The following is a 23,724-nucleotide window of genomic DNA, read 5'->3' on the forward strand; positions in this document are numbered from 1 at the left end:
CTTACGGCATTGTTGTGCACACAGCCTGTGTACGTGACCCCATTGCTGAGGATGGCAGTTTGTTGATCAAGGTTGCTGGATATGAAATTGAAGAAACACTCTCGGTTAACAGTGTAACTATTGTTTGTCGAGGCTGGCGATTAACGGATCAAAAAAGGGTTATTCTCAAGGCGCTGATAGCGCCTCACCCCTCGTTAGAGCGTCTTGCACGCTTTCAGTTTGGTTTTGATGTTTTACAAAAATTTGATCACGCCTGCATTATCAAGCCGTTGCAGTGGGTCGCGCCGGGATCTTCTTTTCCCTATCCGGTTATGATCCTTGACGATTTCGGTGGCTCTGAGCTGTTGGCCTATCTCCAACGCCAAAACTGTCAATACTTGTCAATAAAGACCTTTTTTTCGATTGCCATGCAATTGGTGGGCGCGCTAAGTGAAATCCACCAGAAGCACGTCATACATAAAGACCTCCATCCTGCCAATATCGCATTCGATCCCTTTTCGGGACGTGTTCAAATTTTTGATTTCGATATGTCCAGTTGCTTGTCAAGAGAGCAGCCAGCACTGAACCCACCTGACAGGTTAGAGGGACGATTGCACTACCTCTCGCCAGAACAGACTGGGCGCATGAACCGGCTACTCGACTATCGCTGTGATTTTTATTCTCTGGGCGCGACCTTTTTTCACCTGTTGACCGGGAAACCACCATTTCAGGCAGATGATGCTCTCGGGTTAGTCTATGCCCATCTGGCGGAACGCCCGCCGTCCGTCAGGGAAACGAGGCCTGATATTCCCGAAGCACTGGCACGGGTAATTGACAAATTGCTGGCAAAATCCGCCGAAGATCGCTATCAAAGTGCTCAGGGCCTCAAAGCTGATTTGGAAAGGGTGGAAAGCGCTTTTCTGGCACATCAGGAATTGCAGGATTTTAATCCTGGTGCGTTCGATAAATCCGGCCTATTGCTAATACCTCAAAAAATTTATGGCCGGGAGGATGAGATTCACACACTGCTGCGTTGTTTTCTGAAGGCTTCCGGGCGAACCCCGGTACTATTAACTGTGTCTGGCAGTGCAGGCATTGGAAAATCGGCATTGGTGCATGAAATACATAAGCCGGTTACGGAATACAACGGTCTGTTTTGTGCCGGGAAGTTTGAAAAATTACGCAAGAATATTCCCTATTTTGGCCTTCAAAACGCATTGATACCCTGGTTCCAGTGGGTTTTTAGTCGCTCAGACGTTCAGCTGTCTTTAGTTCGGACTGCATTAATAAGTGCCCTTGGCAAAAATGCACGAGTGTTATGTGACTTTATGCCAGAATTCTACAGGTTATTTGGGGAGCTGCCTGAAGTCAGCCAGCTGGGGCCGGAAGAAACGAAAAACCGCTTTCATCATATTTTTAAACAGTTCATAAAATTGGCTAGCCAGGATCAAGCCATCGTATTGTTTCTGGATGACTTACAATGGGCGGACTCCGGCACACTTTCATTATTGCCGATGCTGATTGCTGATCCGGATTCCCGATTACTGGTGATTATCGCGTATAGGGATAGTGAGATCGATTCGTCTCATCCGGTTACTCATATGCTAGCTGAATTGCATAATGCCCTCAGTGAAACCGGAGATCTATACCGTATTCATCTGACTTCACTCACGAGCAAACAGGTGGTAGAGCTGTGTCAGGATACTTTTCATCTGGATGAGCGATCGGTTGAGCCACTGGCTGAGATGTTGGTTCGCAAAACATCTGGAAACCCTTTTTACATTAATGAATTTCTTCGGATGTTGTACAGCGAAGAACTCATAGACTTTGAAATGGGCTGCTGGCATTGGGATCTTGTTAATATCGAAGCAAAATGTGGTACTGAAAACGTCATTGAATTATTAATCAGCAACATGCGTCAGTTGTCAGACGGAACGCAAAAAATCTTGCAAGTGGCTTCAGTGTTGGGCAATCAGTTTACATTGTCTGCACTAGAGCATGCGTCGACAATGGAGTCCGAAAACATACTTTTACACCTGGAACCTGCTCTCTTTGCTGGAATGCTTATTCAGCAAGGTGGAGATTTTCGTTACCGGTTTGGTCATGATCGAATGCAACAAGCGGCTTATGAACTGGTTCCTGAGGTGGACAGATCCAAGCTTCATTTACGTGTGGGCTACAATATTCTGAATTCAGGAGAGAAGGGATTATCGGATACCGATTGTTTCAGTGTCGTTGAACACCTCAATCACTGTCACCATTTAATTGAAACAACATACGAGCGGCAGTTGCTTGCACAACTCAATCTCCGCGCAGCGAGGCTGGCCCATGCCGCGAGCGCGTGGCACTCCGTCACTACATATAGCCAGGCTGGAATTGCGCTATTGGATCAGGGGCATTGGCAAAAAGACCCGGATACCTGCGAACAACTCTATTCATTAAATGCAGAATCGCTCTACCTGACTGGTTTGCACCGTGAATCGGAGCAGATCTATCAGTTGTTAACACCGCATTTGAGAACAGATTTATCCCGTGCGGAAGTATGTGCGGAACGGGTTATACAATTCATTGGGCGTGGGGAATGGGATCGGGCCATTCAATTTTGTACCCAGGGGCTTGAGTTTGTCGGAATCGAGGTACCTGACTCAGAGGGTCTTGAAGCAGCATTACGCCACGAGGAGGCAATACAGGCTGAAAAGGGCTGGATATTATCGAACGCTGTACTGCAATTACCAGAAATGCATGATCCGAAAATCCGGTTAGGGATGCGTTTAATGGTTAATTTAGCTGTGTGTTACTCGATTAAAAGCCTCACGCCACTTGATCAGTATATTGCAGTAAAAGGGTGTAATCTTACCGTTGAGTATGGTCGGTCAGAAAGTACTGCGATGATCCTGTGCTGTCGGATGCTTTTCTATAAAAAAAATAAAGACCCGAGGAGCGCCTTAGCGTTGGCAACTCAGGCAAAACTATTGGCGGAAAGTTATAGCAACCATAAAGATTTATCCAATTGCTACAATTTGATAGCAGCAGGTGTTTGGCATTTTCAGGATTCTTACAAGAGCTGTATTGAGCTCCATATGAAAGGCATTCAAGCGGGATTGAACTCGGGGGACATAGCGCGAGCTGCAATGAACGCATGCAATATTTTGTTTGCGAAAATTTCAATGGGTGAGATCTGGCCCGTTCTTCAAAGTGAGTCATCTGAAGTCTTGTCGTTTTTGAGTCAGCACAAGGTCTTTCATCCATTTCCTTTAATAGTAAGCAAACTTAGCTCCGCATTGCTTAAAGAATCGCAAAATGTCGGAGCCTTGGATGATCAGTGTTTCGAGTCATCCTTTCTTGCTAAAGTAAACCAGAGCTTCCACCGGTATTATCTTGAACATTTCCGCTGCCAACTCGCGTTTTGGTCCGATGATTGGGCGGCAGCCTTCCAGATAGCAAAAAAACTGTATCAGTGTGAACCTTTTTTCCCCCTCAGTTCATTTGGTACGGATCATCTCTTTTTTTATGCTTTTTTAGTATTGGTAGAAGGTAATCCCTCGGAACCTTGGGTTCACCGGGAGGTTGAGTATTGCCTATCTTTGTTAACGCGCTTCGCAGACACAAATGCTCTAAATTTTCGACACTTATGTTTTCTTTTGCAAGCCGAGCAAGCACGTTATCCAAGTGGGGCAGGAGGTGAAGCTGGCCGCCTTTTCAAAGAGGCTATTGAAGGGGCAAAGCGGGGTGGATTTCTGCAGTTTCAGGCGTTGGCGAATGAGCGCGCAGGTGAATACTGGTTAGCGCAGGGATTTGAATTTATCGGGGTTGCGCATTTACAGGAAGCATTCAAGCTTTACCAGATTTGGGGGTGTAATGTTCGCCTTGGGGTTCTTCGGTCACGTTACAAGCATCTGTTTACGCAGAGTACGGCCCTGATAAGCAGTAGTTTCTCAGATACAGAAAGCTCGATATCTAACACCGGGTCGATCCTGGATATGGCATCAGTAATGAAGTCCGTCCAAGCCATTAGCAGTGAAATCCGGGTCGAACAGTTAGCCGCGAAAGTTTTAGAGATTATTATTGAGTGTTCTGGCGCAACTTCTGGTGCGTTGCTATTGATGCGGAATAACCGCATCAAGCTACTGACCGTTGTTGCGCCCGAGCGCAAAGTGCAAACTCAAGTGGATCCTTGGGGAGCCTATGAGGATTGGAATCTTCCTGGCTCGGTTATCCAATATGTTCATCATACCGATGAGATGGTGCATATCGAAGATCTCTCGATCACCAGCCAATTTTCCCGGGAGCCGTATTTTCTCAAAAATGATTTGCGCTCTGTACTCTGCATGCCGGTAATGTATCAGCAACAATCACTCGGGGTGCTGTACCTTGAGAGTAATCTGTGTACTGGTGCATTTACCAAAGAACGGTTGGAAGTGATTAAGCTGTTGCTGTTACAAGCCGCTATCGCGTTCGATAATGCCATGTTGTTTGAGGAGGTACAGTCTTTTAATCGGGAATTGGAAACGAAAATCCAGCAAAGAACAGAGGCGCTTCATACCGCAGTTGGCGAGCTTGAAGTCGCCAATAACGAACTCAGTGCATTCAGTTATTCTGTGTCCCATGACCTGAAAGGCCCCGTGAACGTTATACAGGAATTCAGCGATATGATTCTGAATGATAACGCTGCTGATCTGACGCCGGAAGTGCGTCGCATAACCGGTAGAATTAATTATAACGCGTTGAAAATGAGGCACCTGATTGATGGCCTTCTGACCTTGTCCCGAGTGCAACGGAAATCAGCGCATTTCGATAGGGTGGATCTGAGTTCACTGGTGACCGGACTAAACCAAGAGTTGCAAGAGCAGTTCCCACAATTAACGGCAAGCCTTCTGGTTGAGCCTGAATGCTCTGTTTGGGCTGATGAGGCCATGCTCCATTCTATGCTGCAGAATCTACTCAATAACGCTTGGAAGTATTCAAGCAAACAGCAACAGATCCATATCGAGTTCGGTCGTATACAATCTGCAGCCCCTGTGCCTGAAGGTGTGGGTAGTATTCCTGAAACTGTGCCCGAAAAATTTAGTGTTTTTTACATTCGAGATCAGGGGTGTGGCTTTGATATGGCCCACGCGGGGCAGCTATTTGATAGTTTTCAACGACTTCATCGCAACACCGATTTTGAAGGCGCAGGCATAGGCCTGGCAACGGTAAAACGGATTGTAGAAAAACATCATGGTGCAATCTGGGCAAAGGCAGCGCCCGGTGAAGGCGCTACGTTTTATTTTATGTTGCCGGTGAGTGCTTTGACCGCTTCGGATTAACGCACCAATTGCTGCTCTGAAAGACTCAGGAGGGTATCCGGCTCTGCCAGAATAACGGCTCTGTGCATCAGGGTTCTTGGCAGAATCCGCTCGATGTAGAATGCCGCAGTGTCCTGTTTGGCGATATAGAAATCCCTGCTTTCGGGTTGTGCAGCGAGTCTCTCTGTGGCGGTTACCGCCATTTTCAACCAATAATAAGCCAGTAAAATATAAGAAGAGTAGTACAGGTAGTCGTGGCAAACCGCACCAATCACTTCAGGGTTATCAGCAGCTCGGGCGATAATTTGCTCACTTAATTCCAGCCATTCCCGGGCTTTGTCATCAACCATGGGGAATCCCTTGTTTAAAACGGATACTGCTTGCAAATCAGGCTGGTTTCCATGGGTCTGGCACCAGGCTCTTATTTCTGAGATCAGGTGGGTTAGCGCTGCGCCTTTGTCGGCAATTAGTTTGCGTCTAACCAGATCCAGAGCCTGAATCCCGTTTGTGCCTTCATAGAGTTGAGTGATGCGGCCATCCCGCACCAACTGCTCCATTCCCCATTCTCGTATATACCCGTGCCCACCATAAATCTGGACACCGAGGTTAGTGACCTCCATACTCATTTCCGTACCGAAGGCTTTAATGATTGGAATGAGTAAAGCGACGCGTTGAGCCGCTTGTTGACGGGTCGCTTCGTCGGTGGCGAGATGCTCAATATCAATCTGACAGGCAAGATCGTAGGCCAGCATCCGGCTACCTTCAACCAGAGCCCTCTGGGTTAGCAGCATGCGCCGCACATCGGGCTGCACCAATATCGGATCGGCAGGGAGGTCAGGGTTTTTCGGGCCGGACAGTGAGCGTGACTGCAATCGCTCTTTCGCGTAAGCAATTCCACCCTGATAGGCCATCTCGGCGATACCAATACCTTGCAGGCCCACCTGGAATCGGGCGTCGTTCATCATGGTGAACATGCAGGCCAGTCCTTTGTTGGCTTCACCTATCAACCAGCCTTTGGCTCCATCGAAATTCATGACACAGGTGGCTGCACCTTTGATCCCCATTTTATGTTCGATGGAACCGCAACTGAGTTGATTGGCATCTCCGGGGTTACCCTGATCATCCGGCAGCAGTTTGGGCACCAAAAACAGACTGATCCCCCTTACACCTTGCGGCGCGTCCGGTAATCTGGCCAATACGAGGTGGATAATGTTTTCACTCATATCCTGCTCGCCACCACTGATGAATATTTTGGTGCCGGTCAGGGTAAAACTCCCGTCAGCCTGAGGTTGAGCCTTTGTTTTTAGCAGTGCCAGGTCTGTTCCGGCTTGCGGTTCGGTAAGACACATTGTGCCTGCCCAATGGCCTGAAACCAACTGAGCGAGATATTGCCCTTTCAATGCTTCTGAGCCGTGCATTTTTAACGCCAGTACAGCGCCTTCTGTCAGGCCTGAATAGACTCTGAATGATAAATTCGCCGACATCAACATCTCGTGGAATGGTGCTGCGACTGACAAGGGCAGGCCTTGCCCATCGTATTCCTCCGGCCCGGTCATCGATGCCCAGCCGTTTTCGCAGAACTGCCGATAGGCATCAACGAAACCATCCGGAGTGGTAACATGACCATCCTGAAATTGTGCGCCTTGTTCATCGCCATTGCGGTTAAGCGGTGCAACAACACCCGAAGCATATTTCCCGCCTTCTTCCAGAATCGAGTCGATTACATCACGAGATAAGTCGCTCTTGCCCAATGTTTGATACAGTCGCTCAACATTGAGAATGTCATGTAAGATAAATTGAATGTCCTGCAATGGAGCGATGTACTCAGCCATAGTGCTTCCTCTAACGGTACTTTCGAATCGAATTAGTAAAATAGGTTAAGATAGTCCTGATATCCAATCTGGAATGTATCCGGGAGCGGCCCGTCGACCTTGTCCGGCAGGAGATTGTTGACAGGCCCAATACCCTGGGGAATACCCAGGTTAGAAGAGTGCACGTAATCGAGAGGTCATTTCCGCTTCATCGTCTAGGTCTGCAGGGAATGTCAATGTTTTATAACTGTCGCCACCAAAATGGCGATCTATCTCGATGAGTACGGTGATGCTGTCACCATCTGGAATAAATGTGGCTTCAATTTCATTAATTCCAAACAGCCCCGTGCCCTCAAACGGGCGAAACTCGAATTCCTGGTAACAGCCAATGGTGGTTTGGACTGAGCCCGCATTAGCAGTACCTTGTTCGGCATCCATCTTCACCAAGCCATAGCCGCAGTTGGTCATTGCAACCAAAAACGCTTCGAGTGCGGGCGGTGGCAGAACGTCGATATAATCGAGATCGGAGGCATCCACGCCACAGTCGATTTCCAGCCCGGTTTGGAGCCACACGCGGCATTCGTTTTGTACACCCTCTATGGCCGTTACAGGTGTTTCCGGATGCAGCACCAATTCCATGGGCAATGAGAGCTCTTCGCCCGGTTGAATTTCAGCACAGTCTTCGAGGTGCCAGCTGGCGATAACTTGTCCGGTATAGCCCTCATGCTCATCATTTTCGTATTTTACGCGGGTCATCAAGGCCAGCTTTAAGCCCTCGATTTCCTGGGCAACGTTACCGCCTTTTGCGTTAACGACAACATTGAACGGCTGGCCAGGATAGAGTTGTTCGGTTTCCAGCACAGTGTCAACCGTCGCTGAGCCAATTCCAACAGAAGCAAATAGTTTTTTAAACATAAGGGTCCATTCTTTATGATGTTATGCATTGCAGGTCCGAAGTCAGACCGGTTCCCACAAAGCATAACGTCAGTTTGGCAATTACGCCAAATCCCTTAAATCGTTCCTGTCAGGCACCACTTAAAAGCCGGGATAGGGGTAGGTACTTTTACAATCTCGACGTCTGCATACTGTTTTGCTGCCGATTGCATTGCTTTTAAGCCCTCGGGCTTATTGTCTTCGACTACGTTGGCGATACGGTTCGCGTTGACAATGTATTGCAGTAATCTCGCACCCTCAATCAGCGGGAGCGGGTCACAGCCGCACTGTAACGAGCTGGATGAGTACAAGCCCGTGCCGCCCGATTGCTGGGATGACACCCCGTCAAATTGCGTATCGGATTCAGACTCTGAATATCAATATGCATAAGATTTGACCGCTTGCTTGTGATCCTGGGGATCTACTCGTTATTTGCGCTGTTCGTTCGAGTCATACGTTGACTTGTATCGCTCAAGCAGTTCTTCGGTACTTATCTGGTCGAGCATTCGTCCTCGCTTGACGAACCGATGCTCAAATGTCACAGCGCCCTTATCTTTTACTAATTGCTCAAACTCATTGATAAAGCGCTGTTCAAATTTGCTGTTAAAGCTGTTGAATAGCACCACGCGTTTCCCGGTAAAAGAATTGTTGTTTACAAACTCCCAGATAGGAGGCGATGGGCTATATAGCCAAATCGGTGAGCCAAGGTATATGGTGTCATAGGGGCTCAAATCTACGGTCTTAGGTATAATTGTGGCGACATTGCCCCGAGCATCCATTAAGGCGCGTGATAGCCCAACGAGGCCTGGTTCGTAATCTTCGGCTTGAAGACGAATGAAGTTACCGCCGTGCCTTGTGGCGATATCCCTGCCCAGAACTGCTGTATTTCCCGATCTGGAGAACACGACCACGACCACTTTATTCTGCGCTCCGCGCTCGCTACTTTGATCTTTCAAGATCTTTTGATTCGCTCGTGCCTGCTGCTTTTCGATCTGGGCCACCCCAATCAAAACTGAGACAATAGCAATCACGAATAAAACAATAAGGATCATAAGTATTTTCATGTGACTAACTCGAATTTTCTATGCCTGAGCCTGGAGGTGTTTGATGTCGCGAGCTGGGGGCATGCCAAATAGTCTGGCGTATTCTCGGGAAAATTGCGAGACGCTTTCATACCCCACTTGAAGTCCGGCTTCACCCGCATCCAACCCCTCGTTTAGCATCCTTTGTCTTGCCTCTTGCAGTCGAATATTTTTCAGGTACTGCAAAGGACTCATTCCAGACACCAGTCGAAAGTGCTGTCTAAACGTTGTGGGGCTCATATGAGCTTGCTCTGCCAAATCCTCGATTCGTACAGAACTTGGGTAGTTCACTTTAAGCCAAGCCATGCTTTTCGCGATCTGGCGGCTTGGGGAGGCGCTCGCGTGCAGATGAATAAGGTTGGGCCCGTGGCGACTGACCAGTAAGCGAGCAATAATTTCCTGCTGTATTAATGGCGCGACAACCGGGGCAATTTTGGGTTCATCGAGGATATCAACCAGCCTGCTCACAGCATTGATCATAGGCGTGTCCAGTTGTCCATGGGCCAGGCCGACCACGCTATTTTGTTTTGGTTTTGGCGGGATGCCGAGTTGATTGACGACCTGAACCACAAGATGAGGATCCAGCTTTACCATAACGCCAAGATAGGGTTTAGTCTTACTGGCCTCAATGACGCGAGATACCACGGGTAGATCCACTGATGCGAGTAAGGCCTCTCCCGCCCGGTATTCAAAAACTTCTTTGCCCAATGTGACCTGCTTGTGTCCTGATACCGTCAGCGCAAGCCCCATTCCATAAATGCAGGGAATATCCTCTGTTGGCAGGCTTCGGCGGTGAATTGAAATCGCTGATCCTTCCGTGAGGAAATCTCCGTCTTGGGTGGCTATTTCCATTAGTCGCTTTCGTAACGATTCCACGACTGCGGAGGCTTCAATCTTTGTCATTGAATCAGACGGCTTTTTCATAGGACTTCCTCTTATCACTGAAGAGTCGATTGTAAATCGATTTACTCTAAAAATATCACAAAAAGTAGAAAAGCCGTTGAAATAGGCAAAAAATGGTTCGAAATGGGCAAGCAGAAAAAGTGATCAAGGCGCAAACTGATGTCGTAGTTAAGAAACATCGTTAAGACACATTGTTAATACGCATTCAGAGAAATTAAACATGCATCAGTCGCAGGAGATCAAATGATGAAAAAAGTCAGCATCAATAACATGAATGGTCAAGGTATCACATTGTCAGCTGTTCTCAACTTTCCAGAAGGGTTTGATAGAAGTGAACAATATCCTGCAATTGTGGTATCTCACCCTGGCGGTGGCGTAAAAGAGCAAACTGCAGGCACTTATGCTAAAAAACTCGCTGAGCAGGGTTTTGTGACCGTAGCCTTTGATGCCTCCTATCAGGGTGAGAGCACTGGCGAACCGCGGCAACTGGAAAACCCGCACGTGCGCACTGAAGATGTGAGCGCAGTAATTGATTATCTCACGACATTAACGTACGTGGATAACAGTCGTATTGGTGCCATGGGAATCTGTGCGGGCGCAGGGTACACCGCTAATGCCGCGATCAATGATCGTCGTATCAAATCGGTTGGTACTGTCAGCATGGTTAACATCGGTCAAATGTTTCGTAATGGTTGGGACAACAACATCCCGGATGCTGAGGCGATTCCATTTATTCAGGCGGGCTCTGATTCCAGAACGTCTGACGCTGCTGGAAATGATATTGCAACTATCCCCATGGCACCATTGAATGAAGAGGATGCACCCAATGAAGAGCTTCGACAGGCTTGGGAGTACTACCATACCAAACGCGCTGAATATTGCACAGCACCGGGCTTTGCAACGGCTCGTAGTTTGAACCAGATTATTTCTTACGATGCCTTCCATAAAGCAGAAGCATTTTTGACTCAACCACTTCTGACCGTTGTTGGCAGCAACGCGGGAAGCAAATGGATGAGTGATGATTTAATGCAACGTGCGGCGTCTACAGATAAAGCGATGCACGTTGTTCAGGGAGCCAATCACATGGATCTCTACGATGGTGAAGCTGAAATAACAGAAGCCATCAGCGTACTGGACCCATTCTTCAAACGTACACTATAACTCGCATCAAGTACCGATTAGTTGCAGTCGTCACGGGTAAAGCGAGGCGACTTGCGCTGGCAAAGCCATTTGAGGATTAACGAATGAAAAAAGTAAATTTCAGAAACAAAGACATGGCATGGGATATCTCAGCGCTTATTTTATATCCTCCCGGATTTAATGAAGCCAGTCAGTATCCAACAATTGTGAGTGTACATCCATTTGGGAGCTGTAAAGAGCAAACATCGAGCGCGACCTATGGAAAAGCTCTGGCTGAGGCAGGCTTTGTCGTAATCGCATATGATGCGAGCTTCCAAGGTGAATCTGGCGGTGAACCTCGTTATATTGAAGATCCTTCTCAGCGTGTAGAAGATATCAGCCGGGTAATCGACTACGCAGTAACACTTCCATACGTTGATGCGGATCGTATAGCGGGTATCGGGATTTGCGGTGGCGGTGGTTACATCTTCAGTGCCGCTCTGACAGAAAAACGTCTCAAGGCAGTGGTTGGGATTACCCCGGTCAATTTAGGTCGCCTGTTCCGTGAAGGATTTAGCCAGTACAACCCTGTTGCCGCGTTGGAAGCGATGGCTGCCCAGCGCACTATCGAAGCCCGTGGTGGTGAAATGCAGGTCAATGAATTGTTGCCAGCCACTCCACAAGTTGCCACGGAAAATGGTCTGACCGAGCGAGATGTATTTGAAGCAACAGACTACTACAAAACCCCCCGTGGCCAGCAACCCGGTGGCGCTACCAGAATGTTGTTCTCTCATGCTCAAAAAACACTGAGTTGGGATGCATTTGCCTATGCAGAAACATTGATGACACAGCCTGTAATGGCTGTAGTTGGCCAAAAAATAGGTGCATTTGGCGGGTATCGCGACGGACATGAAATTTATGGTCGTTCCATCGCCTCAAAAGATCGCCAATTGGTTGAGTTGGAAGAATGGTCCCACTATGACCTTTATGACAAGGCTCAGCCTGTCAGTGCCGCGATGGAACAAATCGTGCCTTTCTTTAATAAGCACCTGAGTTAAATAAAATGAATATACACGAGTATTGAGTGCTCCGCCTACGTCGGCATAAACGCGGTAAGCCCGTCTAATATTTTTGAGCACCCAGCGGCCGATCTTATTGAATCAAGCCAACTCGACTATATCAATTTACTTACTCGCTATGAGATTGCCCTCTAATTGAGGAGGGCCAGTCAGAATAGAGATGATGTTTCGTTAGAAAGACGGCATTAATCCGGATTAACCGATTCGTCTGTTAATGCGCCATCAGACTCATCCGTTGCGGCAAGTGGTTGCAGTTCCGGGTTCCGGGAGTACAGACGAGCAGATGTCCCATTTACCGGATGCCATTCGGGAAAAAGTACATAACCAAACCTGTTATTCTGAAGAAGTCCATGGCGGTTGCGGCGAACATCCGGCAAATTACGGTATTGGGTATCGCCGGTTCCGGTGACCCGTTTGCCAATCTGGAATGAACCATTGAAACATTCCGGCAGTTAAGCGAAAAGGCTCAGGATATCAAACTGTGTGTCTCCATCAATGGCCTTGCGTTGCCCGACTGCGTGGAAGAGTTAAGCAAACGCAACATCAATCACGTAACCATCACCATCCCGATGATCGAAACCTGCTTCGGGTAATTTTGATTGAGAATTGCAACGTGATCTACGTGGTGTCTGCAGGCGAACCTGCAGCCGCAAAGGTAATCCGTACCGGAGTTCATCCAATTACAGAGCTTAATAGTGGCGAAGCACGCACTGTATTATCAAAGCTGCAGACGATTATGGGCAAAAATCTGCCAGCATGGCTGGCAAAATTTCTGGGACAGAGTCCGCTGGATCGAATCCGTTGTCAGGCGCTCATGGAAGAAGAAGCTGAATAAATGATTTTCAGTCATCAGTTCCCACTATTCTGAAACTGTACCGTAAGCTTTAGTACAGTTTTTATATCCGTTTGCATCCATCACGCCACAGGCTGCAATATCGACTACATATTTACAATACGTCGTAATCGAATTTCTCCACTAGAGGCACTACAATATGTTTATTGTATGAATGGTCTGTAAAAACAGGAGTCAGGGTGCTTAAACTTTTCCGCATATTGAGTGTACTTGAAGGGGGCTCGTATCTGGTAATATTGAGCGTAACGATGGGCGTTATTAGCCGCGATTTTGTCTTTATGCTTGGGATGACCCATGGTGTGTTGTTTATCGCTTATCTAATGTTGTCGTTACTGGTTAGCAACAAACAAGGCTGGTCGTTGTTTGTCTGGCTTGGGCTCTTCCTGGCCTCGATTGTTCCGTTAGCATTTTTGCCAGTTGAATGGTTTCTGCGTAAAGAAGCCGAAAATACCGCTGCTGTAGCAGCCCCTGCCTGAAATCAAAAACACAGGGCTCTAAAATCGAGCCCTTGCCTTGGCTACGTTTACTGTTTATTCAGGCGTGCTAGCCATAAATTGCGCGGCATTGACATAAAACGGAATAATGTCGTTTTGGGCCGGACTGTGCTTGATGTCCAGTAGGCCGATCATGTCCCAGTGGTCATACCCGTGCCGGGTTCCCATGAAGTTCCACACTCCTTTGTAAATTGTGCCCGAATAGGGCACCACCGTGTCGATGGAGTTGTTTATTGGGCCCGGCATGCCACGGGTCGAGGTAATCCCGTCATTTTCCCACCAGGACTCGGTGATCGGGTAGTCAGACTCGGTATCCTGGTACTGACCAATCTGCGAAACCATCGGTACCAGAAAAAGGTTGGTACCCAATTCCGGGTAATGCTTGCCTGTGAACCAGCTTGGGGTACTGGATTCATTTGCCCAGGAGAAGTAATAGACCGAGTCGACCGCATTCGTCTTTCCGTTTAGTCGTGCAGCGCCGTCAGAAGACAGGTCATAGAAAGCGGTATCGGTACTATGCTCGTCCAGAAAACTGTTTAAACTCCGATCCAGGTAGTCTCTCAGATTTTCGCCCTCGGCCCGCGGAGCAAGTCCAAATTGATCAAGTTTCAGGTCAAAAACCGCGTCTCCCCCCATGATATTTACCACATTGACCAGCATCTCAATGATGTTGTTGAGGTCTTTATTTTTATTTGCATTGTGAGCGAGCGGTGAACCATCATGCGCACCGGCTAGGGTTGTCAGTGCGTGTACCCAGTTCCGTCCTTCGCCTGAAAATAGCGGTGACAGATCCGAAACACCGGAGTTAATTTCATCCTGATTTCCATTTTCCAGCAAAGCGATTAAAAGGCGTGCAGTTTGAGCGCCTTGGCTATGCGCCAATATATTTACTTTTTGATTGCCCTCATTTAAGCCCGGAATATAGGCTTCGTGGTTCCGGTAGTCCGGTCCGAAACGGGCGTGTCGGTGTGCTTTTGCGTGGGCCGCGCCATAGTCTACAATACTCCCGGTTAATTGCGCGTATAACTCACAGGCCCGATCCCAATTGCTGGAAAGCGGGCCTACCGCGGGTGTAACGGTATGATATCCGTGGGCCTTCAAGGACTCTTGAATGTCATTAAAACCACCAAAATGTTTGAATCCCTGCATTTCATCGCGACCCCAGCCGAAAAAACCGTGCAGTAGTACGGTTGGGTAATCGTTTTTGCGTGTTTCAGGTGCCGTATGGTCATTCGCTGCCGACACGCTCTGGCTGGTGACGGTCGTAATGCAAATACAAAGGGTTGCAGCCGCGATCTGTTTGTTGAATTTTGAAAATCGATAGGATGAACCTGAGGAGGTTTTAGTGCAAGGTGTCATAGTATATCCTGATTGTTGTTATCTGTAAGGGCTGTCATTGCCATGAGATGTTCTCGTTGTATTTCAGATCGGAACCGGATATAAGCTAAACTCTGGATGTAGCCTTAACTTGTATGAATTGATGAAACGGGCAGGGGAGTCCGGCAATTAAGCGGGGGAATACGTCCAGTTTTGTAATTAGACTCTACTCGACAAAAGGAGTGTTATGGATGGATCAAATTGAGTTCTACAAAGCAAAACTACAGTACGAAACGGATTCCTGGGATTTGAGTGAAGCGCTGAAACGTGGTGATGCTGTTGTGGTTATTGATGCCCGAGCGCCAGAAGCCTATGCCGCAGAGCATATACCCACCGCATTAAACATACCACATCGCACGATGAGCGAGGCCACCACAGGTGATCTCGACCCAAACGTTCGGTATGTCACCTACTGTGATGGCATCGGTTGCAACGCTTCGACCAAAGGTGCATTGAAAATGGCCGAGCTGGGGTTTCAGGTTCAAGAACTGTTGGGTGGGCTCGACTGGTGGCGACGAGACGGATATGAAACCCACGGCGCAAACGGACAGCCTGGCACAATTATCAACTGCGGGTGTTAGTCGAGTTCCCGTAGTATAACGTCAATGGACTCCGGCTTTGGTGGGGCAAATCCACCGCGTCGGAGTACGAGCATTGGACAATTTAGACTCGAGAGTACGGTAAAGTAATGAGCGATACAGAATTAGAAGCCCTTGTCAGCATGAGTTGTGATGAACGTTACGACTATAGCGTAGGGGAAATCGTCGACCAAAAAGAACTCTGGATACTGGTCAATGGTGACAACCAGTTTTTAAAACTGTACGCCGAAGATGAAGACTTCGAATACGTCCCGGTATGGCCCACAGAAGCCTTGGCGCGCAACTACGCTAAAGATGAGTCAGAACTCCAACCCAAGGGCATCACCTTGCCCATATTCTTGAAAAAATGGGTCACCGGCTTACAAAACGACGGCCTCGAACTCGGTATATTCCCCGCACCAGACGGTACCGTCTGGATCACTGACGTGCATGAGTTCAAACAGGATTTACAGGACGAAATGTCGAATTTTTGAAACTGTATTGCTTAAAGTGTGATCTATGGAGAGTAAAAAATGGGTCACCACTTAACGATGATTCAGTCTTTACCGAAAGCATCATCAATGGATTAATGATGAGTTTGATATGTATAAATTTTTAGCACTTTCAGGGTTAGCAAAAGGAGTAAGTTTGTGTCATATGATTTACACATAACGCGTGATGATGAAATCCCACTCGATGAATGGATTGCGGCGGTCGATTCTACCGAGGGAGTGCGGATTAATAACGAGGATATTGTGATGACTAATCCGCAATCCGGTCAAGAAATACGACTGGTTTGCGCTCCTGGAGCTGCAGAAGTGTACTTCCGGGAACAGAGTTGTTGGCACCGAGTTTTTAGTTTTAGTGGCTATGCCTCATTTCGTGCCCCATCAGATTGGAAAGATCCCAGCTCTCCCATTCGACAAGTTTCTTTCAAGTTAGCCAAGTTACTAGGCGCCAGCGTTACCGGCGATGAAGGCGAAATCTACAACGAAACGTGACATTAGAATTTGATGTTATCAGTGCACCTCGAGGCCCGAAGGTAATTTACAGGGCTATCACACTATAACCCCCGAATCCAGTGATCAATCTCATCTATCACTGCTGGTTCAATCGTGGTTTCAATCTGCCAGTATTCATCAGGCCCTTTACCCGCCAGAGCAGTTTGAAACAGGTGATTGAGGCCGTCAAATGTTTTGACCTTTGATTGTACGTTGGTTAACAGTGCTTTGGTGGGGTGATGGTTCGCTGTGGCGGACACCAACAGATCCTGGCTGCCAAACAAAGCAAGGATGGGCCCATTGTGGGCTTTCAGTAGGGTATTGAAATCCATTTGCAATGCAGTTTGCCACCAGGGTGTTGCAAACAGGTTCTGGATTTTTTTGATATCGGACTCGCTTTTCATTCCTGCTGAAACGGCGTAGTCTTTTATACGCTCCCGCGCGCTGGTTACGTTTTTTGCGGTTTTGACGATACGGAACAAGTCTGCCAGCTCTTTACCCACTCGTTCGATTTCTGACGCTTTGGCGCCTTTGGCTCTCATAATATCCTGGTTTTGGCGGATTAGGGCTTGTTCTAGCGGTTCCGCGCCAATGCCTGCCAGTGAGACAATAAAATCAGGTGTGGCCCATTTTGCCGCAAGCACTGCTTTTATCCCGCCTTGAGAGTGGCCGATAAATCCGGTTTTAGTTTTCGGCAAGCCTGACTTAGTTTGTAGCCAGGTCAGTGCGGCGGCAGCATCTGCCGCGAACTCCCAGTCGGTTGCGTGTTTGTAGTCTCCACCGCTTTTACCGACCCCGCGATTGTCGTATCGCAGTACTGCATAGCCTCGCTCGGTTAGTAAATGTGATAGCGTCAAGAAGTATTTGTGTCCGGTAATGATGTCGTCTTTAGTTGCGGGCGGTTTACCCGCCTCATGGCCGCTGATTAATACGACCGATGCGATGATGTTTTTGTCGGTCGGGTACGTTAACTCGCCATTAATTCTGATGCCGTCTCCAGCGTTCTCGAAAGAGACATCCTTAATAACGTAGCCCCGTTTTGTCGGTTCTTGCGGGTGATCTACCGTAGCGAACAGCAGCTTCTCAAATGAGGTTGAACATGCCGTCAGTATACAGGTGAGGAGTGACGCGAGCAGCGTTTTCAATTTAAACTTCATCAGCTTGATATCATTTGTCCGCTTCATTGTCAGCATCCTTGGATTTCTGGCATTTGATTTGTTATTGGATCAGGTTGTAAAAGTCGTGAAAGTATAGTGAATTTTTATTGTGTGAGACATATGTGTATCATTAAATTTTATTGAGAAAGGCATGACTGACGCTAGAATTAAAAAATCGAACCATGCGCTAATGGAATCAAGCGTAAAGCTTTTGCTTGTTAATCCACAGGCAACGATGAGTGAAGTTGCCGTTGCGGCTGGTGTTGGCAGGGCTACGCTCTATCGCCATTACCCTACCAAGCTGTCCTTGATCGAGGCGCTGGCTGAAACCTGCGTTCAGGAACTTGATGCCGCTTGTGCCCATATCGAAGCAGAAGCGCAAAGTGCGACACAAGCGATTGAATTGTTGTTTAGCGCAATGGCTCCACAAGCCGAAAAACTGAAAGTACTGGCACTCCTGGATCAATATGACTCGCCCCGACTCAAGCAAATACAGTCAAAACAGGATCAGGAAATATTGGAACTTATCGAATGGCTCAAGCAGGAGAAGGCCGTAGATAACAACGTACCGAACGACTGGCTGCTGATCCTGATCGATAACCTGATCTACAGCAGCTGGATTTTGATGGGAAAGGGGTTCGCAGCCGATGTTGCGGCAAGTTTGGCACTGAGGACGTTTTTGAGTGGTGTGGGTACGAGGTGATTTGTTATTTATTAAGTCGGTACAGATGTTACACCTTATCTTTATTTTAGGGATTATTCTGCTCCACGGTTGCTCAACCTTGCCAGAGGTAGTCGAATCAACCGGGCATCCGGAAGGAACCGAATCCGAGATCTACATCGCAAACCATGGATGGCACACCGGTGTTATTTTAAGTGCCCAAGATTTTTTCAGTGCCATGCCGGCGTTAAGGTCCAGATTTGGGGCGTACCCATTTATCGAAATCGGCTGGGGGGACGCCGGATTTTATCGGGCAGATGAAATTACTTTGGCGATTACGATCAGGGCTATTTTTTGGCCGACGGACTCAATTGTACATGTTGTCGGGTTGCCGAGATCGCCTTATATCCACTTTAAAAACAGTGAAGTAAAACGGCTTAAGGTCACAAATGATGGTTTGTCGGCTTTGAAACAATTTCTATCCAACAGTGTCGATCGGGATAAACAGGGAGCACCTCGCATGCTGGATCAGGGGATCTACGGGGATAGTCAATTTTATCGGGGCACTGGTTACTACCACGTATTCAACACCTGTAACAAATGGACGGCCAAAGCACTGGCCAGTGCAGGAGTGGACTTGTCCACCCAGTTCAAATTAACCGCCTCAAGCGTGATGGATGTGATTGAAGGCGAGTGATGCACATCGCTTTTTCGTAGTTTTTAATTAGGGTCTTATATGGACTCCCGTTTATAGAGTTCTCATTGACAATAAACGGGAGTCCATATAAGGCCCTAGTGTAATGTCCTAATTTAAATAGAACGATCTATAATGGTTAAAAGCCATTAAACTGGAATATAGATCGTGGAATCAAAAGTTCGTATTAGTCTATCAGAAAATGAAATAAGAAAGCTCGAGGAAACAATCCGCAGTCGACAAACAGGCCAGCGTTTGGTTACCCGAGCGAGAATCGTATTGCTCGCAGCTCAAGGGAAAAGTAATGCTGCGATTTCCAGAGAGTTGGGCATTGGGCTGAATGCCGCTCGTTCGTGGCGCGCACGTTATGCTGAAAATGGATTCGCTGGGATAGAAAAAGAACGACCTCGTGGTGACAACCATGGTGGAAAAAGTAGTATCGAACAAGCGCAATTACGTTCCAAAATTATTGAGCTGACCACGCAAACCAAACCGGAGAATGAAACTCACTGGTCAACCAGAAGTATGGCTAAAAAACTAGGAACAACGCACAGCTTTGTGAATCGTGTTTGGCAGGAATCTGGGCTGAAACCGCATTTGAGTCGCTCGTTTAAGGTGAGTAATGATCCAAATTTTGAAGAAAAACTCAAAGATGTAGTGGGTCTGTACTTATCTCCGCCTGAAAACGCTGTTATTTTCAGTGTGGACGAAAAATCATCCATTCAGGCTTTGGATCGAACTCAGCCGGGCTTACCTATGAAGAAAGGACGAGCTGGCACGATGACGCATGACTATAAACGGCATGGTACCAGTACTTTGTTTGCGGCCTTAAATGTTGAAACTGGCGAGGTAATTGGCGAGTGCAAGTCCCGACATCGGCATCAAGAGTTCCTCTCATTTTTTAAAGACAGTGGAGAAAAACGCTCCAAAAAATCTGGATTTACATTTAATCGTGGACAACTACAGTACACACAAACATGAGAGTGTGAAACGATGGCTATCCCGGAATGAACGGGTAAAACTGCACTTTATTCCAACCAGTTCTTCATGGCTCAATCTGGTAGAACGCTTTTTCGGATTACTTACGGAAAAGCAATTGAAGCGCGGAATATTTACATCTGTGAGGGAACTCGAAACCTGCATACATTCGTATATCGAAAATCATAACGCATCGCCTAAGCCATTCGTTTGGACGAAAAGTGCTGAAGATATATTAGAAAAAGTCGGTCGAGCTAAAAACGCATTAAACAATTCCATTTAATTTAGGACAGTGCACTAGTGTAGCCCGCTAGACGTCCTATGCACGTCAGATTAGCCAACGCTTTAAGTAAGTTGCTTGGATATAAATAAACGTACGTTTACTAAACGATGGTTAATTAAACTATAATCACATCGTGACTCTGCTGGAATGTGCACAGGCCCAAATCAACACACTGTGACTTTGCCTCTTATCCATCATTGGAAGAATACTATGAACAATGAAGCTCGCGTTTTCGAGAAAGCGCCAAAAGTAGCGGAAAATGCTTTAGATGTAGCAACGACCTGTGTGTTGTGTTCCCATAACTGCGGGATGCGTGTAGATGTTGAAAATAATACCATTGTGTCTGTACGCAGTGACGCGAGTAATCCTGCGACAAAGGGCTATTCCTGTAATAAAGGTTATGCGATCCCACACTATATCAACCACCGACAGCGAGTAACGCAACCCCTGAAACGTCGCCGGAATGGGGAATTTGAACCGATCAGCTGGCAGCAGGCGATTAGTGAAATCGCAGAAAAGCTTAATACGATCCGGTCCCGGTATGCGCCCCGGGCTATCGCGCTAGCAGGTATCGGCGGGCAAGGGAACCATGCTAATGCTTTTGGCGCTGTGCCATTTATGCACGGGATTGGTTCACCGACATTTTTTAATGCTCTCGCTCAGGAGAAAACCCAGCATGCTCTGGTGGATCGACGACTTTTTAAGGGAACCCCGGATTTGTATATGCCCGGTGATGAGGAGTTTGCTGATTTTGCGCTGGTATTGGGTACAAATCCACTGATCAGTAATCGGGGCATAAATGCAACGGAGACCATAAAAGCGCTCGCAAAGGATGCCAACCGTAAAATGGTGGTGGTTGATCCCCGTGTGAGTGAAACGGCGCGGCGAGCAGACCGTCATTTGCGTATCAAACCCGGACAGGATTTATATCTGTTGCTGGCGATTGGTGCGATATTGGTTCGTGAGAATCTTGTTGATCGTGAATTTTTGGCGAACAAAACCCACGGATTTGCTGATCTGAAAGTACTCTTGGAAAACGTCGATATTGCCCAGATGGCAGCCCGTTGTGAATTGAGCGTGGAGGACATTGAAACCACTGCGCGTGAGTATGGTAGTGCACAAAGAGCCTGTATTAGCTACGATCTGGGGGTGGAGCAGGGGCCAGACTCTACGTTGATATCTTACATGATTCGTGTTTTGGCGTTGTTGACGGGCAATGCCGGACGCCGTGGCGGAAACCCTTTTGTCCAGTTATTCAGCCCCAAACTCCCGTTTAATCCATTTATGCCCAAGGCTTTGGAGTCCGGTATTGAGGGCATACCCATGTTTGTGCCGCTTCCTTCTTTTTCACCTAATCTGATTCCGGAAGAAATCCAATCGTCCCACCCAGACCGGATTCGGGCGTTGATTGTCGATGGGGCCAACCCGCTTGCCAGTTATGCCGATACCCAACGCTTCCGTGAAGCGTTTGATATGCTTGATTTGTTGGTGGTGATCGAACCGGCAATGACCGAAACCGCTCGCGTTGCAGATTATGTGTTGCCAACGCCAGTGGGCTATGAAAAGTGGGAAATGTCCATTTTCCCGAAAGATAAGGTTAGTCTGCAGATGCGCCCTCCCGTAGTAAATGGCCCTGAAGAAGCCTTGCCGGAAATCGAGATCTACTATCGATTGGCCCGTGAAATGGGAGTCGTTGGCCCTGCACCGAAGCGTCTTGCAAGTCTGGCGAAGAAGGCTCGCTCGCCGTTTGGCGCGCCGTCTTACATGGCTGCATTGGGTTCACTGTCAGCATTACGTGGCGGGCGACCCGGTCGCATTGTCGCTCGCAGTGCATTTTGGCTGTATGAAACCCTTGGTTCCACTTTGCCCAATCCCATGTTGTCGATCATCTGGATTATGAGCCACGGTTATGCCGCTACTCGGGGTGATCAGGTCAAGAGAGCGTTTCCAGAGATGCGAAAAGTACGTAATCCTGCCCGGTTGGGAGAGTTGGTTTTCTCGCAATTACTAGCCCATCCGGAAGGTGTCATTGTTGGTTATTTGGACGATGATCGAAATTTTGAAACCTATTGTAATTACCGGGATGGCAAGGCCCGGATGTTTCAGGTTGATTTCGTTCAAGATATCAAAACCCGGTTGAGTAAGATGAAACCGGAACAGGATACGCAATACCCGTTGATACTGAATGGTGGTATGCGAACGGGTTGGAGTGCAAATACGATTGTACGAGATCCTTCCTGGCGTAAAGGCAAGGGCCCCCACGCTGCATTATTGATCAGCAAAGAAGATGCAGAATCTCTTGGGGTGGAAAAAGGAGCCATGGTGAGGCTATCAACCCATCGGGGATCAATTATTCTTCCTAGCAAGATTGATACGCACTCGCGTCCGGGTCATGTACATGTGCCGAATATCTTTGATTTGCGCTATCCGGATGCAGAGAGTGGCGAGTTACAAGCGACAGGCATCCCCATCAATGAACTCACTGACGCACAGGATCGTGATCCGTATACCGGTATTCCAAACTTCAAGCGAGTTTACTGCCGGGTGGAGCCTGTTTAGGTTAATTGAGTTATTGTTGAGATCTTTCTGATATGCGTTATTCCGCCGATCATAAAGCCGCATTGCGGAAAAAGTTAGTTGCTGCCGCAGGGGCATTGTGTAAAGAGAACGGATTTGGTGTGACGGGCGTGGATGCGCTTATGGCGACAGTCGGGTTATCGGGTGGTGCGTTTTACGGGCACTTTAAAACCAAGTCGGACTTATTGAATGACATCGTTGCCAATGAGTTGGCGACCACGCGGGCTCGGTTTGAAGCCATGCAAGGTGGTGATGGCGCAAGTGCTGAAGCCCTGCTACGGGCCTATTTCAGCCGCCTGCATGTTGATAATCCCGGTATGGGTTGTGCGTTACCTTCCCTCAGCAATGAAGTTGCCCGAGCCAACGATGAGGTTAAAGAAACATACGAAAAAGGCTTGCAAGCCTTACACGACCTGCTCGCGGAGAATCTGCCCAATCCTGAGCGGGCATGGGCACTGTTGGCCATGGCCGCAGGGACGATCAGTATGGCTCGAGCAGTTAAATCGCCTGAAATGCAGGAACGTATTTTGAGTTCAGCCGTGGACTTGATGCTCTCTGAGTTGAGTACAGATTAGGGATTTTAATCCAATCATCATTCAATGAGCGCAGTCGATTTGATTTGAACCCAACAATGCTGGCCGGGCGCGAGCTGCAGAGTGTTGGTTGACCGCGCGGTAAGTCGGGCAATGATGGGGGATGATGCGCCCAGTGCATCCGTCAGTTTTACCCGGACGTAGCGCAGCGCGGGGTGTTCTCCTTCGCTGATTTCATCAATAGTTGCCGGTAAGCAATTTAAAATGCTGGAATCGGATGGCTGCTGGCGTGCAATGCTGACATCTTTGCCACGATGCGGATGCGAATCCTGTCGCCCGGTTCGAAC

20 protein-coding genes and 1 pseudogene are annotated in these 23,724 nt (G+C 47.9%); 14 read left to right on the forward strand and 7 right to left on the reverse strand.

Annotated elements, in window-relative coordinates:
* Window positions 1-14 precede the first annotated feature (14 nt).
* Window positions 15-5,285, forward strand: a complete 5,271-nt coding sequence (locus OLMES_RS11855) for an AAA family ATPase (protein WP_087461452.1) — start codon at window positions 15-17, stop codon at window positions 5,283-5,285.
* Here OLMES_RS11855 and OLMES_RS11860 read toward each other — a convergent pair.
* The 4 genes from OLMES_RS11860 to OLMES_RS11880 form a co-directional block, all read right to left on the reverse strand.
* Entirely contained in the window at window positions 5,282-7,096 is a 1,815-nt protein-coding gene (locus OLMES_RS11860) for an acyl-CoA dehydrogenase C-terminal domain-containing protein (protein ID WP_087461453.1), read from the reverse strand. The two genes, OLMES_RS11855 and OLMES_RS11860, sit on opposite strands and share 4 nt — an antisense overlap.
* 150 nt (window positions 7,097-7,246) lie before the next feature.
* A complete protein-coding gene (locus OLMES_RS11865) occupies window positions 7,247-7,990 on the reverse strand; it encodes a sporulation protein (protein WP_087461454.1) in 744 nt (247 codons plus the stop codon).
* 446 nt (window positions 7,991-8,436) lie between these two features.
* The gene (locus OLMES_RS11875) at window positions 8,437-9,072 is read right to left on the reverse strand and encodes a flavodoxin family protein (protein ID WP_087461456.1); all 636 of its coding nucleotides are present in this window, start codon (window positions 9,070-9,072) and stop codon (window positions 8,437-8,439) included.
* An 18-nt stretch (window positions 9,073-9,090) separates the two neighbouring features.
* Window positions 9,091-10,014 carry an AraC family transcriptional regulator gene (locus OLMES_RS11880; protein WP_198343312.1) on the reverse strand — a complete coding sequence of 308 codons (924 nt, stop codon included), beginning with the start codon at window positions 10,012-10,014 and terminating at the stop codon, window positions 9,091-9,093.
* A 222-nt stretch (window positions 10,015-10,236) separates the two neighbouring features.
* Here OLMES_RS11880 and OLMES_RS11885 point away from each other — a divergent pair, with 222 nt between their 5' ends.
* The 5 genes from OLMES_RS11885 (at window position 10,237) to OLMES_RS11900 (ending at window position 13,520) form a co-directional block, all read left to right on the forward strand.
* Entirely contained in the window at window positions 10,237-11,154 is a 918-nt protein-coding gene (locus OLMES_RS11885; protein ID WP_087461457.1) for an alpha/beta hydrolase, read from the forward strand.
* Window positions 11,155-11,237: 83 nt separating this feature from the next.
* Window positions 11,238-12,170, forward strand: coding sequence for an alpha/beta hydrolase (locus OLMES_RS11890; protein WP_087461458.1), 933 nt, complete (start codon window positions 11,238-11,240; stop codon window positions 12,168-12,170).
* Window positions 12,171-12,405: 235 nt separating this feature from the next.
* Window positions 12,406-12,600 carry a hypothetical protein gene (locus OLMES_RS27975; RefSeq protein WP_157678277.1) on the forward strand — a complete coding sequence of 65 codons (195 nt, stop codon included), beginning with the start codon at window positions 12,406-12,408 and terminating at the stop codon, window positions 12,598-12,600.
* Between the two features lie 72 nt (window positions 12,601-12,672).
* The gene (locus OLMES_RS11895) at window positions 12,673-13,026 is read left to right on the forward strand and encodes a NifB/NifX family molybdenum-iron cluster-binding protein (RefSeq protein WP_157678278.1); all 354 of its coding nucleotides are present in this window, start codon (window positions 12,673-12,675) and stop codon (window positions 13,024-13,026) included.
* Between the two features lie 197 nt (window positions 13,027-13,223).
* Window positions 13,224-13,520, forward strand: coding sequence for a DUF3817 domain-containing protein (locus OLMES_RS11900; protein WP_087461460.1), 297 nt, complete (start codon window positions 13,224-13,226; stop codon window positions 13,518-13,520).
* A 54-nt stretch (window positions 13,521-13,574) separates the two neighbouring features.
* Here the strand turns inward: OLMES_RS11900 and OLMES_RS11905 are convergent, their stop codons facing one another.
* On the reverse strand, window positions 13,575-14,897 hold the full coding sequence (locus OLMES_RS11905) for an esterase/lipase family protein (protein WP_087461461.1): 1,323 nt from the start codon (window positions 14,895-14,897) through the stop codon (window positions 13,575-13,577).
* Between the two features lie 209 nt (window positions 14,898-15,106).
* Here OLMES_RS11905 and OLMES_RS11910 point away from each other — a divergent pair, with 209 nt between their 5' ends.
* The 3 genes from OLMES_RS11910 to OLMES_RS11920 all read left to right on the forward strand — a co-directional run bounded on the left by OLMES_RS11910 (window position 15,107) and on the right by OLMES_RS11920 (window position 16,494).
* Window positions 15,107-15,496, forward strand: a complete 390-nt coding sequence (locus OLMES_RS11910; RefSeq protein ID WP_087461462.1) for a rhodanese-like domain-containing protein — start codon at window positions 15,107-15,109, stop codon at window positions 15,494-15,496.
* 107 nt (window positions 15,497-15,603) lie between these two features.
* On the forward strand, window positions 15,604-15,987 hold the full coding sequence (locus OLMES_RS11915; protein ID WP_087461463.1) for a DUF2750 domain-containing protein: 384 nt from the start codon (window positions 15,604-15,606) through the stop codon (window positions 15,985-15,987).
* Between the two features lie 156 nt (window positions 15,988-16,143).
* A complete protein-coding gene (locus OLMES_RS11920; protein WP_087461464.1) occupies window positions 16,144-16,494 on the forward strand; it encodes a hypothetical protein in 351 nt (116 codons plus the stop codon).
* A 62-nt stretch (window positions 16,495-16,556) separates the two neighbouring features.
* Here the strand turns inward: OLMES_RS11920 and OLMES_RS11925 are convergent, their stop codons facing one another.
* Window positions 16,557-17,678 carry an alpha/beta hydrolase gene (locus OLMES_RS11925; protein WP_157678279.1) on the reverse strand — a complete coding sequence of 374 codons (1,122 nt, stop codon included), beginning with the start codon at window positions 17,676-17,678 and terminating at the stop codon, window positions 16,557-16,559.
* 124 nt (window positions 17,679-17,802) lie between these two features.
* Between OLMES_RS11925 and OLMES_RS11930 the strand changes: the two genes are divergently transcribed.
* From OLMES_RS11930 to OLMES_RS11950, 5 genes and pseudogenes are all read left to right on the forward strand, one after another.
* Entirely contained in the window at window positions 17,803-18,354 is a 552-nt protein-coding gene (locus tag OLMES_RS11930; protein WP_087461466.1) for a TetR/AcrR family transcriptional regulator, read from the forward strand.
* 25 nt (window positions 18,355-18,379) lie between these two features.
* Window positions 18,380-19,009 (forward strand): TIGR02117 family protein, encoded by a 630-nt coding sequence (locus OLMES_RS11935; RefSeq protein ID WP_198343313.1) that lies wholly within the window; start codon window positions 18,380-18,382, stop codon window positions 19,007-19,009.
* A 165-nt stretch (window positions 19,010-19,174) separates the two neighbouring features.
* A pseudogene (locus OLMES_RS11940) lies at window positions 19,175-20,267 on the forward strand (IS630 family transposase).
* 210 nt (window positions 20,268-20,477) lie between these two features.
* Window positions 20,478-22,826 (forward strand): molybdopterin-containing oxidoreductase family protein, encoded by a 2,349-nt coding sequence (locus OLMES_RS11945; protein ID WP_198343314.1) that lies wholly within the window; start codon window positions 20,478-20,480, stop codon window positions 22,824-22,826.
* A 32-nt stretch (window positions 22,827-22,858) separates the two neighbouring features.
* Window positions 22,859-23,419 carry a TetR/AcrR family transcriptional regulator gene (locus OLMES_RS11950; protein ID WP_087461469.1) on the forward strand — a complete coding sequence of 187 codons (561 nt, stop codon included), beginning with the start codon at window positions 22,859-22,861 and terminating at the stop codon, window positions 23,417-23,419.
* Between the two features lie 17 nt (window positions 23,420-23,436).
* Here OLMES_RS11950 and OLMES_RS29020 read toward each other — a convergent pair whose 3' ends face one another.
* On the reverse strand, window positions 23,437-23,673 hold the full coding sequence (locus OLMES_RS29020; protein WP_087464460.1) for a TOBE domain-containing protein: 237 nt from the start codon (window positions 23,671-23,673) through the stop codon (window positions 23,437-23,439).
* Between the last annotated feature and the right edge of the window lie 51 nt (window positions 23,674-23,724).

Origin of the sequence: Oleiphilus messinensis, assembly GCF_002162375.1 — a bacterium.
Lineage (GTDB): Bacteria > Pseudomonadota > Gammaproteobacteria > Pseudomonadales > Oleiphilaceae > Oleiphilus > Oleiphilus messinensis.

Bases quoted from the DNA above. Each gene is read 5' to 3' on its own strand.
- OLMES_RS11860 (WP_087461453.1), bottom strand. From the start codon at position 7,096: ATGGCTGAGTACATCGCTCCATTGCAGGACATTCAATTTATCTTACAT.
- OLMES_RS11865 (WP_087461454.1), bottom strand. From the start codon at position 7,990: ATGTTTAAAAAACTATTTGCTTCTGTTGGAATTGGCTCAGCGACGGTT.
- OLMES_RS11875 (WP_087461456.1), bottom strand. From the start codon at position 9,072: ATGAAAATACTTATGATCCTTATTGTTTTATTCGTGATTGCTATTGTC.
- OLMES_RS11880 (WP_198343312.1), bottom strand. From the start codon at position 10,014: ATGAAAAAGCCGTCTGATTCAATGACAAAGATTGAAGCCTCCGCAGTC.
- OLMES_RS11885 (WP_087461457.1), top strand. From the start codon at position 10,237: ATGATGAAAAAAGTCAGCATCAATAACATGAATGGTCAAGGTATCACA.
- OLMES_RS11890 (WP_087461458.1), top strand. From the start codon at position 11,238: ATGAAAAAAGTAAATTTCAGAAACAAAGACATGGCATGGGATATCTCA.
- OLMES_RS27975 (WP_157678277.1), top strand. From the start codon at position 12,406: ATGCGCCATCAGACTCATCCGTTGCGGCAAGTGGTTGCAGTTCCGGGT.
- OLMES_RS11905 (WP_087461461.1), bottom strand. From the start codon at position 14,897: ATGACACCTTGCACTAAAACCTCCTCAGGTTCATCCTATCGATTTTCA.
- OLMES_RS11910 (WP_087461462.1), top strand. From the start codon at position 15,107: ATGGATCAAATTGAGTTCTACAAAGCAAAACTACAGTACGAAACGGAT.
- OLMES_RS11915 (WP_087461463.1), top strand. From the start codon at position 15,604: ATGAGCGATACAGAATTAGAAGCCCTTGTCAGCATGAGTTGTGATGAA.
- OLMES_RS11925 (WP_157678279.1), bottom strand. From the start codon at position 17,678: ATGAAGCGGACAAATGATATCAAGCTGATGAAGTTTAAATTGAAAACG.
- OLMES_RS11930 (WP_087461466.1), top strand. From the start codon at position 17,803: ATGACTGACGCTAGAATTAAAAAATCGAACCATGCGCTAATGGAATCA.
- OLMES_RS11935 (WP_198343313.1), top strand. From the start codon at position 18,380: ATGTTACACCTTATCTTTATTTTAGGGATTATTCTGCTCCACGGTTGC.
- OLMES_RS11945 (WP_198343314.1), top strand. From the start codon at position 20,478: ATGAACAATGAAGCTCGCGTTTTCGAGAAAGCGCCAAAAGTAGCGGAA.
- OLMES_RS11950 (WP_087461469.1), top strand. From the start codon at position 22,859: ATGCGTTATTCCGCCGATCATAAAGCCGCATTGCGGAAAAAGTTAGTT.